16 protein-coding genes are annotated in these 16,434 nt (G+C 36.3%); 4 read left to right on the top strand and 12 right to left on the bottom strand.

The features are described 5' to 3' along the window. The first annotated feature begins 91 nt into the window (after positions 1–91). Both purE and J2Y60_RS03720 read left to right on the top strand, forming a co-directional pair. Positions 92–577, top strand: a complete 486-nt coding sequence (purE, locus tag J2Y60_RS03725; protein WP_309913445.1) for a 5-(carboxyamino)imidazole ribonucleotide mutase — start codon at positions 92–94, stop codon at positions 575–577. Positions 578–656: 79 nt separating this feature from the next. Next, complete coding sequence (locus tag J2Y60_RS03720; RefSeq protein ID WP_309913441.1) at positions 657–1,343, top strand: LysM peptidoglycan-binding domain-containing protein; 687 nt, start codon at positions 657–659, stop codon at positions 1,341–1,343. Between the two features lie 59 nt (positions 1,344–1,402). Here the strand turns inward: J2Y60_RS03720 and gpmI are convergent, their stop codons facing one another. From gpmI to eno, 7 genes are all read right to left on the bottom strand, one after another. Then, positions 1,403–2,923 carry a 2,3-bisphosphoglycerate-independent phosphoglycerate mutase gene (gene gpmI, locus J2Y60_RS03715; RefSeq protein ID WP_309913434.1) on the bottom strand — a complete coding sequence of 507 codons (1,521 nt, stop codon included), beginning with the start codon at positions 2,921–2,923 and terminating at the stop codon, positions 1,403–1,405. A gap of 165 nt (positions 2,924–3,088) precedes the next feature. Further along, positions 3,089–3,688 (bottom strand): DUF1684 domain-containing protein, encoded by a 600-nt coding sequence (locus tag J2Y60_RS03710; protein ID WP_309913431.1) that lies wholly within the window; start codon positions 3,686–3,688, stop codon positions 3,089–3,091. Then, positions 3,689–4,192 (bottom strand): low molecular weight protein-tyrosine-phosphatase, encoded by a 504-nt coding sequence (locus J2Y60_RS03705; protein ID WP_309913429.1) that lies wholly within the window; start codon positions 4,190–4,192, stop codon positions 3,689–3,691. It lies immediately after the preceding gene. Between the two features lie 131 nt (positions 4,193–4,323). Beyond that, positions 4,324–4,632 carry a septum formation initiator family protein gene (locus tag J2Y60_RS03700; RefSeq protein ID WP_309913427.1) on the bottom strand — a complete coding sequence of 103 codons (309 nt, stop codon included), beginning with the start codon at positions 4,630–4,632 and terminating at the stop codon, positions 4,324–4,326. A gap of 112 nt (positions 4,633–4,744) precedes the next feature. Continuing rightward, positions 4,745–5,149, bottom strand: a complete 405-nt coding sequence (locus tag J2Y60_RS03695) for a PIN domain-containing protein (RefSeq protein ID WP_309913424.1) — start codon at positions 5,147–5,149, stop codon at positions 4,745–4,747. Then, on the bottom strand, positions 5,139–5,369 hold the full coding sequence (locus J2Y60_RS03690; RefSeq protein ID WP_309913421.1) for a hypothetical protein: 231 nt from the start codon (positions 5,367–5,369) through the stop codon (positions 5,139–5,141). Before J2Y60_RS03690 ends, J2Y60_RS03695 begins: the two co-directional genes overlap by 11 nt. 113 nt (positions 5,370–5,482) lie before the next feature. Beyond that, on the bottom strand, positions 5,483–6,760 hold the full coding sequence (eno, locus tag J2Y60_RS03685; RefSeq protein ID WP_309913418.1) for a phosphopyruvate hydratase: 1,278 nt from the start codon (positions 6,758–6,760) through the stop codon (positions 5,483–5,485). A gap of 225 nt (positions 6,761–6,985) precedes the next feature. Here eno and trxA point away from each other — a divergent pair, with 225 nt between their 5' ends. Continuing rightward, a complete protein-coding gene (gene trxA / locus J2Y60_RS03680; RefSeq protein WP_309913415.1) occupies positions 6,986–7,699 on the top strand; it encodes a thioredoxin in 714 nt (237 codons plus the stop codon). 39 nt (positions 7,700–7,738) lie between these two features. Here the strand turns inward: trxA and J2Y60_RS03675 are convergent, their stop codons facing one another. Beyond that, entirely contained in the window at positions 7,739–8,275 is a 537-nt protein-coding gene (locus tag J2Y60_RS03675) for an META domain-containing protein (RefSeq protein WP_309913413.1), read from the bottom strand. Positions 8,276–8,372: 97 nt separating this feature from the next. Here J2Y60_RS03675 and J2Y60_RS03670 point away from each other — a divergent pair, with 97 nt between their 5' ends. Then, the gene (locus J2Y60_RS03670; RefSeq protein ID WP_309913410.1) at positions 8,373–8,942 is read left to right on the top strand and encodes a phosphoribosylglycinamide formyltransferase; all 570 of its coding nucleotides are present in this window, start codon (positions 8,373–8,375) and stop codon (positions 8,940–8,942) included. On the opposite strand, the gene J2Y60_RS03665 is transcribed toward J2Y60_RS03670, so the two are convergent. The 4 genes from J2Y60_RS03665 to J2Y60_RS03650 form a co-directional block, all read right to left on the bottom strand. Next, complete coding sequence (locus J2Y60_RS03665) at positions 8,943–9,968, bottom strand: M28 family peptidase (RefSeq protein ID WP_309913407.1); 1,026 nt, start codon at positions 9,966–9,968, stop codon at positions 8,943–8,945. A 92-nt stretch (positions 9,969–10,060) separates the two neighbouring features. Beyond that, entirely contained in the window at positions 10,061–11,653 is a 1,593-nt protein-coding gene (locus J2Y60_RS03660; RefSeq protein WP_309913405.1) for a M28 family peptidase, read from the bottom strand. Between the two features lie 167 nt (positions 11,654–11,820). Next, positions 11,821–13,266 (bottom strand): TolC family protein, encoded by a 1,446-nt coding sequence (locus tag J2Y60_RS03655; RefSeq protein WP_309913402.1) that lies wholly within the window; start codon positions 13,264–13,266, stop codon positions 11,821–11,823. Positions 13,267–13,269: 3 nt separating this feature from the next. Further along, positions 13,270–16,416, bottom strand: a complete 3,147-nt coding sequence (locus J2Y60_RS03650) for an efflux RND transporter permease subunit (RefSeq protein WP_309913400.1) — start codon at positions 16,414–16,416, stop codon at positions 13,270–13,272. Between the last annotated feature and the right edge of the window lie 18 nt (positions 16,417–16,434).

The raw sequence follows: 16,434 nt of genomic DNA, 5'->3' as shown, positions 1-16,434 counted from the left end.
AAAGCCTCTACGTTATAGGAAGTAGAGGCTTTTTCGATTTTTCGACCTAAATTTGTATTCTTTATAACGCAATTTAATTTGTTATTGTACAATGGTAGGAATCATCATGGGTAGTATTTCAGACATTAAAGTAATGCAAGAAGCTGCCGACGTTTGTAAACAATTTGGAGTAGAGTATGAAATAGACATCGTTTCGGCTCATAGAACACCTTTAAAAATGGTTGAGTATGCACAGACTGCTCGTGATAGAGGCGTTAAAGTAATCATTGCTGGAGCAGGCGGTGCGGCACATTTGCCGGGCATGGTAGCTTCTGTAACAACGCTTCCTGTTATTGGTGTACCTGTAAAATCTTCAAATTCAATCGATGGCTGGGATTCTGTACTCTCTATTTTACAAATGCCCTCAGGTGTTCCTGTAGCTACTGTTGCTTTGAATGGTGCTAAAAATGCAGGAATTCTTGCCATACAAATGTTGGGTATTGAAAATCAGGAAATAGCTACTAAATTGCAAAATTATAAAAGCGAACTAAGCGAAAAAGTTGCAGAAATGGTTAATGAATTGAAGGGAAGTAATTAGTTATTTTAAATTAATTGATTATTTTAACAGTCGAAAACTCTTTAATTTTTTAAATAAACCTCACCAATCCTTACGAAATATGGAAGATTATCGTAATCCTCGCCCAGTTGAAGAAAACTCAAACATTCCAATGATAACCCTTTTGGTTTTAGTGGCATTGGTAATTGCTTTGCTGTATGTTGGTTGGCAGTCGATGAGTGATGAAACTACAAAAACTGAAGTTGTTTTAAGTACTGCTCCACAGTCGGATGCGATGAAAGGTCAAGATGATGCCGACCTTGTAACTGCTCCGTCAGAAATGCCTGAGGAGGATGTTGAAAATGAGGGCAAAAAAGCTTCAGAAAAAGCTGAAATAAAGAAGAAAGAAAAAGAAGAGAAGAAAGTAGCTGAGAAGGAAAAAGAAGAACCTAAAAAGAAAGAGGAAACAGCTAAACCAGAAAAGAAAGCAACTGAAGTTGCCGTAAAAGGGACATCGTTTACTCATACAGTACAATCAGGCGAAACTTTTTATGGTATTGCCAATCGTTATCATCTCAGCAAGTCTGCTTTACAAACGCTTAATCCTGATGTTCAGCCAGAGGGCATTAAGGTAGGGATTACGAAACTGAATGTAAAAGTGAAAGCAATTCATACAGTAGGCCCTGGAGATATTCTGAGGGTGGTAGCAGAAAAATATGGTGTTAGCAAGCAATTGATTATGACTGCTAACAAGAAAACAAAAGATATTACAGAACGAGGAGAGAAGTTAATTATCCCATTACCATAGAAAAAGGTCAGGTTTTTGAAACCTGACCTTTTTTATTATCTGATTGGTATCTTCAAAGCTTATACTAAGCTTACACCAGTCATAATGGCTGGTTTTTCGATACCCATTAAATCCAAAATAGTTGGAGCAATATCCCCTAATTTACCATTTTTGATTGCTTTTTTATCTTTGTCAATCAAAATACATGGTACAAGGTTTAAGCTATGTTGTGTGTTTGGCGAACCGTCGTCGTTAATCATGTAATCAGCATTTCCATGATCAGCTAAAACAATTACTGAATAGCCATGTTCAACACCTGCTGTTACTACAGCTTCCAACGATTGGTCTACTGCCTCGCAAGCATCAACTACCGCTTGGAAATCACCAGTATGACCCACCATATCAGGGTTAGCAAAGTTCAAACATACAAAATCAGCTTTTTCGTCTCTTAATGCAGGCACTAAACTATCACGTACTTCATATACAGACATTTCTGGCTGTAAATCGTAAGTAGCAACTTTCGGAGAATTACACAAAATACGGCTTTCACCTTCAAACTCTTCGTTACGTCCACCCGAGAAGAAGAAAGTAACGTGTGGGTATTTTTCAGTTTCAGCAATTCTGATTTGTTTTTTACCAGCTTCTGACAAGACTTCACCCAACGTAGCAGGTAAGTTACTATCATCAAAAATGACATTGATACCTGTGAAAGACTTATTATAATTGGTCAAAGTATAATACTGAATATCCAATTTTTTCATGCCATTTTCAGGAAAATCTTCTTGCGTTAAAGCTTTTGTGATTTCCTGCGGGCGGTCGGTACGGTAGTTAAAACACAATACTACATCCCCTTCTTGAATAGTAGCAACAGGTACTCCGTTTTCAGTCACTAAAAGTGGGTCGATAAACTCATCTGTTACACCAGCTTCATAAGACGCCGAGATTGACGCTAACACATCTTCTGTTGCTGTTCCAATACCTTTTACCATAACGTCATAAGCTTTCTGAATACGCTCCCAACGATTATCTCTATCCATGGCATAATAACGACCCGTTACACTCGCAATTTTACCTACCGATGTAGTCAAGAATGATGATAAATCTGCGATATATCCTTTTCCTGATTTCGGGTCAGTATCTCGTCCATCTGTAAAAGCATGGATATATACTTTTTCTAAACCATTATCTTTTAAAACATTGCACAATGCTTTTACGTGATTGATATGTGCGTGTACGCCACCATCAGACACTAAGCCCATCAAATGAAAAGGTTTGTTATTATCTTTTGCATATTTGATAGCTTTTACCAAGACTGGCTCATGACGAAGAGTATCTTGCTCAATGGCATCATTCAAACGTACCAAACTTTGTTTTACAGTACGACCAGCACCTAAGTTCATGTGGCCAACCTCTGAGTTACCAAATTGTCCTTCTGGTAAACCAACTTCAGGACCGAAGGTAACTAAAGTACTGTTTGGATTATTCGCCAAAATAGAATCATAAAATGGCGTTTTTGCTGCAATGATTGCCGAACGGTCTTCATAACCCTTCTGAGCTATTCCCCAACCGTCTAGGATGATTAAAATTACTTTTTTGTCCACGTATGTATTGCTTGATTTGTTTTATTAACGCTTGGATAATTTGCTTTAAGCAATAGACTTAAAGCTTTTATAATTTATGTAAAATAAACAATGTTAGGATATAAGTAAAATGCTATATATCATTTTTTAAAAACTGTAACTCATCATTCACAACGCTTAACTAGTTTAATGTGCTTTGCCAAAGATCTTCTCTCCTGCTTCAATTCTCACTGTTAAGTGGTTTTCTTTAGGCGGAATTGGGCAAGAATATCCATCACTAAAAGCACAATAAGGGTTGTATGCTTTATTAAAGTCTAAAATTACGCTATCATTTTGAATATCGGTAGTTTCAAGGGCTAAATAACGCCCGCCTCCATAAGTATCTTTCCCATTAGTAGCATCTTTAAAAGGAATAAACAGGTAATTTTTATACTGAGGTACTCGCATTAAGCTTAGGCTTCTATATAAGTTTAGCTCCATATTTTTACCTTGTAATTGAAAGCTCAACACACCATATTTGTAATATTCTTGCTTCTGTCCAGAGGAAGTTGACATATTAAAAGGATTAACATTCTCTGATTTTTTAAAGATGCAATTCACACGATACTGTACATCTGGTTCATAGAATTTTAGGTAAGATAAATCTGCTTCTTTCAAAGGGCTACTCTTACTATCCAAGAACTCCTTCTTATAGTTTTCTCGATGATTAACAATGCTATCTTGGTACGATTGAGCCAAGAGTTGTTTCGTGATAAACAACAGACATATCAGCAGAAGCCTCCTCATTTACAAATTATGTTTAATAATTAAGAAATCTAAAAATCTTTCAGCACAACGATTGACAATCTGATAGACTTCCTCAAAATTAGTTGAATTTCCATAGTATGGGTCTGGCACTTCCAATACTTTGTCTGGTGTCGTATTCGTATTATCGAACTTTCTATACAAAAAACAATTTTCAGCTGGTTGCTTTATGCCGACAGACCTAGCACTGATTGTCTGTATATTTTCCATATTATAGTTATCCATCGCCACGATATAATCAAACACAGAAAAATCTTCGCCTGATAGTTTTCTACAATGGTGCGTAAGTTTTAGGTCATGCGATTCTGCATTTTTCCGTGTTCTAGGGTCAGGCAAGTCACCAATATGATAAGCATGCGTTGCCGCAGAGTCACACAGAATGACACGCTGTAAACCACGAGCCTTTACGGCTCTTCTAAAAGTTTCCTCCGCTATTGGCGAACGGCAGATATTACCAGTACAAACAAATAAAATTTTTAACATCATTTTTTAACGCTAACAATTCTGGGCTACATTCAAGCTAAGAATTGTGTAAAATAAAGCTGGAATGCAAATTTCACAAAAAAACCTGTAAAACAGGAGGGTTATTACAGGCTCAATTCATTTTTAATTATTTTTTATTTTTCAATCGGCTGATTATCTTCATCAACTATTACAAAAATCTCTTCGTTGGGCTTTTTCATCAGGTACTTCTCGCGTGCAAATTTTTCTATCAAACTCGAATTGCCCATTACTTCTATTTTTTCTTTCTCTACCTCCTTCAATTTTTGAGCATAATAAGCAGTTTCATCTTCTAATCGCCCTAACTCTCGGTACATTTTAAACTGACTAAAAACATTATTATCATCAAAAAAAATCATCCACACCACCAATACTGATAGCGTAAGGGTATAAAATCGATATTTTACTAAGAGTAATCTTCTCATGGTAAATCAAGAATAATTTAATTTTCAAAAAAAATTTACCATATTTCTTATCTTGACGAACAATGGCAAAACCTAAAATTATTAATTTAAATATAGATTACTATTTAATATATTAAGGCTGATGTTTAATTAATCTCAAGCCAAAATTAATTAAATGATCGAAATCATTATCAGTTGTATGTAATTCTAAATCAAAATAAGTAGCCATTGTTGCAATCCATAAATCATTTTTTCCCATATTTCGAGAAGAGACTCCAAGAGGTAATGGATAGCCTTTTAATTTACCCTGACTATAAGCATCTAGTTGAGCATATATTTCTGTCAGCTCTTCAGTTATTTCAACTAATGGAAACAAGCTAAAAAGACTATTCATAAATAATACTTTTTGTATTCCCCAGTCTGATTTAATTGCAAAAGATTTTAATTCTCCAACAACTGGAATAGGGATAATTAACTTTGGAGGAAGGTTTTCAGCTTTACGAATATGTTTAATGAGCAAATTTGTGTCAAAAATCATGTTCTTTATTTTCGTCTTTCAGTATAGAATCCATTCTATTATTTTCTTCGTCATTGAAACCAAGATTTGGCACTTCAATTTCTTTACTTGCACAAACAGTTTCTAAAAAACGTTCAATCCCCCATCGCTTAATATCTTCTGGACGATAGCTATTATATTCACCCTTTTTTAAAAGGGGAATTATATTATTCGTTTTTTTATGTGATAACCTTTGTGTCATATTCAAAGCTTTTTACAAATATACTGATTTTGATAGTTTGTTTGTAACTGACATGCATAAAAAAGAGCCTTGCAAAAAATTCTGCAAGGCTCTTTTAAATCTGTTATTTCCAATTAGAAATTCAATCCTGGGAAGTAAGCGTTTGCGCCTAATTCTTCTTCGATACGAAGTAATTGGTTGTATTTTGCCATACGGTCTGAACGAGAAGCCGAACCAGTTTTGATTTGACCTGTGTTCAATGCTACTGCTAAGTCAGCAATTGTAGCATCTTCAGTTTCACCTGAACGGTGAGACATGATGTTTTTGTATGAATTACGTTTCGCTAAGTTGATAGTATCGATTGTTTCAGTTAAAGAACCAATTTGGTTTACTTTTACTAATACAGCGTTAGCAACACCTTGTTCGATACCCATTTGTAAACGTTTTACGTTTGTAACAAATAAATCGTCACCTACTAATTGAACTTTGCTACCAATCAATTTAGTTTGCTCTTTCCAACCAGCCCAGTCATCTTCAGCCATACCATCTTCGATAGAGATGATTGGATATTTATCAGCCCAAGTTTTCCAGTAAGCAGCCATTTCCATATTGTTCAATTGCTTGCCATCAGATTTCTTGAATGTATAAAGACCAGTTTCTTCGTTATAGAATTCAGAAGCAGCAGCATCCATTGCGATGAAAATTTCTTCACCTGGTTTGTAACCTGCTTTTTCAATTGATTGTAAAACGATTTCGATTGCCTCTTCGTTAGACTTGATGTTTGGTGCAAAACCACCTTCATCACCTACGTTTGTTGAATATCCTTTAGATTTCAATACACCTTTCAAAGCATGGAAAACTTCAGTACCCATACGCAAAGCGTGTGAGAATGACTCAGCTTTAGCTGGCATTACCATGAACTCTTGGAAATCGATTGAGTTATCAGCATGAGAACCACCATTCAAGATATTCATCATTGGTACTGGCAAAGTGTTAGCATTAACACCACCAATATAACGGTATAAAGACAAACCAGACTCTTGAGCTGCCGCTTTAGCTACTGCCAAAGAAACACCCAAAATAGCATTTGCTCCTAAATTACCTTTGTTAGATGTTCCGTCTAACTCAATCATCAAACGGTCAATCATATTTTGCTCAGAAACTTCTAAGCCCCACAATTCTTGAGCGATTTTAGTATTTACGTTTTCTACGGCTTTTAAAACACCTTTACCCACGTAAACGCTTTTATCCTCATCACGTAATTCAACGGCCTCGTGAATACCTGTTGAAGCTCCAGAAGGCACAGCGGCACGTCCAAAAGCACCATCTTCGGTACGGATATCTACTTCGATTGTTGGATTTCCACGAGAATCCAAAATTTGTCTTGCGTGTACATGTTGAATTGCACTCATTTTGCGTAAATTTTGTTTTTGGTTATAAACGGAGGGAATTTTTGTAAATTAGATAATACTCTCTCTTGTTCAAATAAAATATTTCTTCAATCGTTGAAAATTAAATCTATTTTCGCATGATTTGAATACTTTAGTTAAATATTGAGAACAAATTTAAGCCTTTTTTCAAGATTGCTTGTACTTTTCTAATACTTTCACAGTTAGTTAATTTTAATACTAAAAATAATGAAAAATATTATTCGCACATTTATATTTTTAACGATACTTTCTATTGCAAATATAAGCATAAGCCTCTCACAAGTTTTGTCTACAGCAGAATTTCAGAAAAAATATTCTGAAAACACTAATGCCCAACTTATAGATGTCCGTACAAATGGTGAATATGGCGGTGGACATTTGGCAAAAGCCCAAAATATCGATTATAGAAGCCCAGATTTCATTCAAAAAATAAATACTTTAGATAAATCTAAACCCGTATTTGTCTATTGCTTATCTGGTGGAAGAAGCAAAGCCGCGGCTGAAGTATTGAAACAAAATGGATTTACAACTGTTTACGACCTTCAAGGAGGTTATTTGAAATGGACTGCTAGTAATTTACCCGTAGAAGATTCAAAAGAAAATACCAATGCAAAGGGTTATAGCAAAACAGATATTGATGCTATTTTAAAAGAAAATGAAGTAGTAGTGTTAGACTTTTTTGCTTCATGGTGTGGACCATGTATCAAAATGATGCCTAGCGTAGATAAGCTTTCACAGGAATTATCAGGAAAAGTGAAATTTGTAAAAGTAGATGCAGATGCCAGCAAAGCTGTGGTAGAAAACTATAAAGTAGATGAGATTCCTACATTTATTGTTTTCAAAAACGGGAAACAAGTAAAACGTTCTACGGGATATTTGGAAGAAAAGGCTTTACAAAAAATGATTACGAATCAGCTTTAAAATTAGAGAGGCGAATGAAATTCATTCGCCTCTCTAATTTTATCTCTTTCTAACAAAAAGCATTTCATCATTTGGAATTTTAACTCTTAACAAGATATTCATTCCATCTTCTATCTTCACTTTTTCACCTACAGAAAGACCATTTAAGTATTTTATTTCAAAAGCCATTGCTTCATTACTTCCTGCCATTTTTGTTTGTGCTATAGCGCCACTCGTTATCGGTGTCCACGCTCTCCACGAAGAATCTGTAGTTCCTAAAGTAATTCCTCCGTTATAAGTATTTACAGATGAACTACCTGAAATATCTAGTTTTTTTCTATTTCCAGCCGTCGTATTATATGCTACCTCTAAATTAGCAGGGAAAGCTGCTGTGCTTGCCTTTAATTTTTCTTTCTCAATGTCTAAACTATCTTCCTTGACATACCCCACAAACTCCCATTTACCAACTAAAATATCTGGTAAAGTAACCACTGGTGAACATCCACATAAAGGTGTTGGGTCAATTGTAATACCACATGCCCAAACTAAAGCTGTTAATAATGTAACTGCTAAAGTGTGATAAAGATTCTTTTTCATGATTTAGATATTTAGTTTTAACAAAGACGCAGAAAAGTTAAGCTTGGTTGTAAATCTATGCTTAAATTTGTCAGAAATTTGTTAAATCCAATCTATTTTGTCTAAAAATATTGCCATTTTCGCTTCTGGTTCGGGCTCAAATGCCGAACGTATCGTTGAATATTTCTCAGATTCAACCGAAATAAACGTGAAATTATTTCTCTGTAACAATCCCCAAGCGGGCGTAATTCAAAGAGCCGAACGCCTAAATATTCCTTTGGTGATGTTCAATCGTCAACAATTCAAGTCAGGCGAAGTAGTTGATATTTTGAAAGAAAATGAAATCGACTGGGTAATTTTGGCTGGTTTTTTATGGCTGGTTCCTCAAAATGTGGTAGAAGCTTTTCCCAATAAAATCATTAATATTCATCCAGCTCTTCTACCAAAATTTGGTGGTAAAGGTATGTACGGTCATTTTGTTCATGAGGCCGTTGTTGAAAATAAAGAAACAGAATCAGGCATCACTATTCATTTGGTGAATGAACATTACGACGAAGGGGCTATCATCTTCCAAGCATCTTATCCAGTATTACCTACAGATTCGCCCGAAGACGTGGCTAAAAAAGGACAAGTATTAGAACACAAACATTTTCCAGAAGTAATCGAAAAAGCCATTCTTGGTGAATGATTACTTTAATGTTCCTTCACGATTGGCAATATCCCAAGCGGTATAAAACACCAATTGGGCTCTTTTTCTGAGTAAACCAAAATCTATTTTATCAACATCATCGGTAGGTTGATGATAGTCTGGGTGTTCGCCATCAAAGTAAAAAATAATGGGAATATGATTTTTGGCAAAATTATAATGGTCTGAGCGATAGTACAATTGTTGCGGATGCGATTCTGAATTATAGCTATAATCTAAAGTCAGTTTAGTATAAAGCTCATTATTATGTTCGCTCAGGGCATGAAGTTCTTGTGAAATTTTATCTGAACCTATCAAGAATACATATTCCTTCTTATCCAGATAGGTATTATCTATCCGCCCAATCATATCGATATTCAAATCACACACTGTATTTTTAAGGGGAACCACAGGCTTTGCCACATAATATTCCGACCCTAGCAAACCGAACTCTTCTCCTGCAAAAGCAATAAACAGAATACTTCTGCGTGGACCTCTGCCTTGTTTTTTTGCTTCTGAAAACACCCTTGCCATTTCCATCATTGCGACAGTACCTGAGCCATCGTCATCTGCACCATTGAATACAATGCCATTTCTTGTACCGATATGGTCATAATGGGCAGAGATAACCAATACTTCCTCTTTTTTGTCTGTTCCTTCCAAAAAGCCCATTACATTTTCGGTAGCTATTACGTTTTTGGCACGGCGCATTTTATCCGTTGAATTCAGCATCACACTATGCTGTTTACCAAAATATTGCTTGATATAAAATGGCTGAAAGTATGAGTTTGCGGTATCTCCCAATACTATCGCGTCTAACCCATGTTCATGAAAATGCTTGGCAATAAAAGCTGCCGCTATTTTTTGTTCTTTCGAGCCAGTTAAACGTCCCCGTAAGCTATCGCTTGCCAAGAAGGTCAGGTTGCTTTGAAGTTTTTCTATCGAAATAGTCTCGGCAAAATAAGTAACCGTAAGTTCATCAGAAACAGCATTAACGAGTAGAAGCAGGAAAAAGAAATATTTTTTCATAAATGACCTAACAAATCTAGGCTCCAATCTGGAATAATTATTCACAAATTGAAGCCTAGCTGTATCAATTTAAAAGTAAATTGTTGGAGAAATTATTTTTTATCTGAATCTACAACGAGTCTCTTATCACGATTAGCAACATCCCAAGTTAAATAGAAAATCAATTTGGCTCTTTTTTCCATTTGCTCGAATTCTATTTTCTCAACATCATCTGTCGGTTGATGATAGTCATCATGAACTCCATTGAAGAAAAATGCTACTGGAATCTTATTTTTAGCAAAATTATAATGGTCTGAACGATAATAAAAACGGTTTGGATCATTCGGGTCGTTATAACGAAAATCTAAATTGATAGGGTTATGTTTATCATTTTGTTCAATCAAAGAAGCATGTAACTCAGAAGAAAGTTTATCCGAACCAATCACATAAATATAGTCTCCTTTGCCTTCATGTTCTTTATCAGACCTACCAACCATATCAATATGAATATCGCTCACTGTACTTGCTAATGGAAAAACTGGATGAGTCACATAAAATTCAGACCCTAACAAGCCTTTTTCTTCGCCAGTTACTGTTAAAAAAAGCATACTTCTGCGAGGCTTATTTCCCGCTTTTGCGGCTTCACCAAATGCCTGAGCTACTTCTAGTACAGAAACAGTTCCAGAACCATCATCATCAGCACCATTATAGATTTTCCCATCGGTTACTCCTACGTGGTCATAATGTGCAGAAACAATCACTAATTCGTCTTTTTTATCCGTTCCTTCTAAATATCCTAATACATTGTAAGTCTCAACAGGTTGAGCAGTTCTTTCAATTTTTATCCCTACAGATTGCTTTTCTAATTGATTTGCAACACTTTTAGTAATAGCTTTTTCTTTCAGAATATCTAATTGAGCAACCGTTGTATTAAACAAATCAGCAGCCATTGTTGGTCCAACTGTTAAAACAGCAAAGTCAGAACCTTGAGGGTCTTTTTGGTCAGCAAAGCTAAGTCTTGCATTACCAAACCGTTTTAGCATCGTTTGACGTTGTTTGATTACTTTCTCAAACTCTTCAACACTTTGTTTTGAAATCAGTAATAAAGCCTTTGCTCCTTTACTTTTAGCAGTAGCCATTTTCTCTTTCCAAGCCTCACCTTTACTCCATTTAGACATTTCTGTATTGCCTGAAATCAAGTAACTGCCATCTGCTAAACGTGGTTCACCTTCAAAAGCGACAACAATTTTACCGTTTACTTTTATGCCTTCGTAATCGTTCAAGGCTTTATCCTCAATACCATATCCCACAAAAACCGTTTCAAAGGTTTCTTCTTGTGGCATTGGTGAAATAGTATTGGCAATAAAATCAAACAAGTATTTGAATTCTTTCGACTTAGTTTTCAAGTAAAAATCTCCCCAACCACGTTTTATTAAATCTACTGGTTGAAGATAAGAATTCCCATTAACGGGACCTTTTAAACCATAACTATCAAATTGTTTGGCGATATATTCTGCGGCTACTTTCTGTTCTGGCGAACCCGTATCCCGCCCTTTTAAACTATCTGAAGCGATAAAAGTGAGGTGTTTTTTTAGGTCTTTTGCCGTAATGGTTTTAGCATACTTCTCTGCAATCTTTTGAGCATTGGTCTGAGAAACCGTAACTGAAAGAAGCAAGACGCTAATCAGGAATGAATATTTTTTCATGAAAGGGTATTTTAATTTATTGATGATGCGAATTTAAGGAAATTATTTGAAAACATTTTCTTAACAATTTGCTCATAAAAACTCCCCTCATAACAAGCCACCCAATTTACGAATGGTTTTCATCTTTCTTGAAGATACTTTTTCAAGAAAGATGAAAACCGAGTAGATTATCTCCAACCTCCTCCTAAAGCTTTATAAATATTCACTACGGCATCATATTGGCGTTTTTTCACATTGATTAATTCTATTCTCGCTTGTAAAGCATTTGCTTGGGTTAATAAAACCTCTAGATAGGTCGCTCTACCTGTTTTGAATAAGTCTGTAGACGTTATGATAGACTCTGTCAATACGTTTACTTCTTTACTTTTCAAATCCTGAATCAGGCTAAGATTTTTGATATTAGACATTTCATTGTACACTTCAGTATAAGCACCAATGATGCTCTTTTGATAATTGTACAAAGCTTCTATCTGAACAGCACTCGTTACACCAAAATCAGCTATTAATCCTTTTCTATTGATAATAGGTGCTGATAATCCCCCTAAGACGTTATAAGCTAATGATTGCGGAGCAATTACATAGGCAGGATTAAAAGTCTGAAACCCTAAGGTAGCATTGATATTCAATGAGGGATAAAATGCTAAGCGAGCGGCCTCCACGTCAGCTTTGGCTGCTAGTAGTTCGTATTCAGCTTTTTTAATATCAGGACGATTTCTCAATAACTGAGCTGGCACACCCATTCTGATTTGCGTTGGCAAAGGCTTAGTAAACTGTAACTTATCTCGATAAATCGGTTGTGGATACCTGCCTAACAAAAAGTTGATTTTATTCTCAATCTCAATAATTGATTGTAAAATCTCAACTTCTAAACTTCTAGTATTTAGGATTCTCGACTCAAATTGTTTTACCGCTAATTCGTTGGCATAACCCGCTTCTTTCTGAGCTTGAATAATTTGTAATTCATTTAATTGCAGATTTCTGGTTTCTTTGATAATGTCTAATTCATTATCCAACGCAATCAGGCTATAATAGCCCGCTGAAATTTCAGAAATCAAGTTGGTTATTATCCAGTTTTTTCCTTCAACACTTGCTAAGTATCGAGCGATAGCGGCTTTCTTTTTATTACGCAATTTTCCCCAAATATCTATCTCCCATGAACTCTGCAAACCAATATTAAAGTCTGGGAGATGTTCGGGTATTTTTTGGTCGTCGGTAATATTATTTGAAAAATTGGTATCATAATTACCAACACCATCCATCGTATATTTCCCAAATCTTTTTTGTCCAGCAGTTATGCCAGCCCCAAAAAAAGGTTTTCCTAATACCTTAGCAAAATTAAGTTGATTTTGAGCCATCTCAATTCTTTGCAAAGTCATCAATAAATCAATATTGTTATTCAGCGAGGTATCTATCAAAGCAATCAGCGTGGCGTCTGTAAAATAGCTTTTCCAATTGATGGCTGCATCATTGGTCGAATCCTTTTTGTTATTATAGGATTCGGGCATTGGTTTTAAAGACGGCTGTTTGTAGGTTTTCATCGGTTGACAATTGGTAAATACCATTGCCATGAAAAGCCCACAAGTAAGTATATAATATTTTAGTTTAATCATCATTTTCTAATTAAGAATTAGTTCTTCTTTCTTGTTTTTCTTCGCTTTCCCTTGTGCCAATGTAGCAAAAATCACGTATAAGCCTGGTATGATTATTACGCCAAACACCGTCCCAAAGAGCATCCCTCCTGCTGCTGCCGAGCCAATGGTTTTATTACCGATAGCACCTGCCCCAGTGGCCGTCATCAATGGAATTAGCCCTGCTATAAAGGCAAAGGAAGTCATCAAAATTGGTCTTAACCTTGATACTGCACCATCAATGGCAGCTTGTAGTGGTGTACGCCCTTCTTTTTGTTTTAAAATGGCAAACTCTACAATCAAAATGGCATTTTTTCCCAATAGCCCAATCAGCATTACGAGGGCTACTTGTGCATAAATGTTGTTTTGTAAGCCCAATATCAACAATAAGAAGAATGCTCCGAATATGCCCGTCGGTAATGATAGAATTACAGGGATTGGCAACAAGAAACTCTCGTACTGAGCCGCTAATAAAAGATAAACGAAGACTAAACAAATGATAAAAATATAAATGGCTTGGTCGCCTGATAAGATTTCATCTCTTGTCATACCAGACCAATCATACGTATATCCTTTAGGAAGTTTTTCTGCTGCTACTTCTTTGATGGCTTCAATGGCTTTACCACTACTGAAACCTGCAGCAGGCTCGCCATTTATCATGGCAGATGTATACATATTATAACGCGTAAGTTGTTCTGGGCCGTAAACTCTTTCTATCCTGATAAAAGCAGAATAAGGCACCATTACACCTTGGTCATTTTTTACATACATTCTTAATATATCATCTGGCTGAGCACGATATTTAGGCAATGCCTGTATCATTACTTTATACATTTGTCCGAAACGAATAAAGTTTGTAGCATAAAAACTACCAATCAACGATTGCAGATTATCCATCGCATTATTCACAGAAACACCTTTTTGTGCTGCTTTGTCGTTGTCCACATTAATCAAATACTGGGGGAAACTAGCATCAAAACTGGTAAAGGCATTTTCAATTTCTGGTCGCTTATTCAATTCTTCAATAAAGCTTTGAGTCACTTTTTGAAGCTTTTGTAAATCACCACTACCTGTTCTGTCTTGTACCCTTAATTCAAAACCACTGGCATTACCATACCCAGGCACAGCTGGCGGAGGGAAAAACTGAATACTGGCATCCTTGATATTTTTAGTTTTTTCAGTCAAGATTTCAACGACATCATCAACCGATTCTTTGCGTTCTTCCCAAGCTTTTAGGTTAATCATGCCCATACCAAAGGATGCTCCAGAACCATCTGTCAACAAACTAAAGCCTGATAAGGTAGAGATTGACTCAACGGCTTCTATTTCGGTAGTAGCTCGCTGAATTTCATCCATTACAGCTTCTGTCCTTTCAACCGTCGAGCCCGACGGGGTAGTTACGTTGGCATAAACTGTACCTTGGTCTTCAGTAGGAATAAATCCAGACGGCAGGAAAATATTAGTACCCCAAGTAGCACCAATAAAGAATAATAGCATTAATAATGTAACCACTCTTCTGTTGGCAATCGAACCTAATAGCGACTTATAACCATCTGACAAACCATCATATTTCTCGTTGAATTTCACGAAGAACTTACTTAACAAATTGGTCTTTTTAGGTTGTCCATGATTATTTTTCAACATAATGGCACAGAGTGCTGGCGTAAGTGTAAGGGCATTTACCCCAGAAATAACTATGGCAATGGCCATGGTAATAGAGAACTGCCGATAGAAAACTCCAACTGGCCCCGACAAGAATGCTACAGGAATAAATACGGCTGTCATCACCAAAGTAATGGCTACGATAGCCCCACTGATTTCATTCATGGATGAAATCGTTGCTTCTCGTGCATCCAGATGTTCCAATTCCATTTTTGCATGGACAGCCTCCACCACTACAATGGCATTATCCACCACGATACCGATGGCTAGTACTAATGCAAAAAGTGTTAATAAGTTAATCGAAAACCCGAAAATCTGCATAAAGAAGAAAGTACCAATCAATGAAACGGGTACAGCCAAAGCAGGAATCAACGTAGAACGGAAATCTTGTAAGAAGATAAACACTACTAATGCTACCAAAATAAAGGCTTCGATAAGGGTTTTGATTACTTCGTGAATAGAGGCATCCAAGAAACGAGAAACGTCATAACTGATGTTGTAGTCCATCCCCGGAGGGAAAGTCGCTACTTTCAGTTCTGCCATTCTTTTCTTTACATTGCTAATTACCTGACTAGCATTTGAGCCTGGTCTTTGCTTTAAGATAATCGCGGCAGATGGCTTTCCGTTTTCTTTTGAAAGTACATCATAATCGAGTGAACCAAATTCAATGTCTGCAATATCTTTTAACCTAAGCATCTCGCCATTGGCATTGGCTTTAATTACTACGTTTTCGTATTGTTCTATTTTGGTATATTTTCCCGTATAACGCAATACATATTGTAATGACTGCGCCTTTCTACCTGAACTTTCCCCTATTTTACCCGGAGCGGCTTCAACGTTTTGGCTTTTCAGTGCATTCATTACATCTTCCGCTGAAACGTTGTATGATGTCATTCTATCTGGTTTCAACCATACACGCATAGAGTATTCTCGCTGACCCATAATGTCGGCAAACCCTACTCCGTCAATTCTCTTTAATTCTGCTAAGATGTTAATATCTGTAAAATTATATAAGAATTTCTCATCAGCAGTCGTATCGTTCGTCATGATGTTTAAGTACATCAACATACTATTTACTTCTTTTTCGGTAGAAACCCCCGCCTTGATTACCTCTTCTGGCAATTCATCTAATACTGTTGAAACCCTATTCTGTACGTTTACGGCAGCTAAGTCTGGGTCTGTTCCTACTTGAAAATACACTTGAACAATACTTGAGCCATCATTCCCTGATACTGAGGTCATGTAGGTCATTCCTGGTACACCATTGATGGCACGTTCTAAGGGCGTTACTACCGCTTTGGCACATACCTCCGCATTAGCACCAGTATATTTTGTGGTTACAGTTACTGCTGGAGGTGCAATATCTGGGAATTGGGTAACTGGCAGTTGGGTCATAGCTAACACCCCTAATAATAGTATTATTAAGGATATTACAATTGACAATACTGGCCTATTTATGAATGTTGTAAACATATTTTTTCGTCTTTGGAT

The organism is Arcicella sp. BE140, from assembly GCF_031456255.1.
GTDB lineage: Bacteria > Bacteroidota > Bacteroidia > Cytophagales > Spirosomataceae > Arcicella > Arcicella aquatica.
This window is presented reverse-complemented; position numbering and strand designations above follow the sequence as displayed.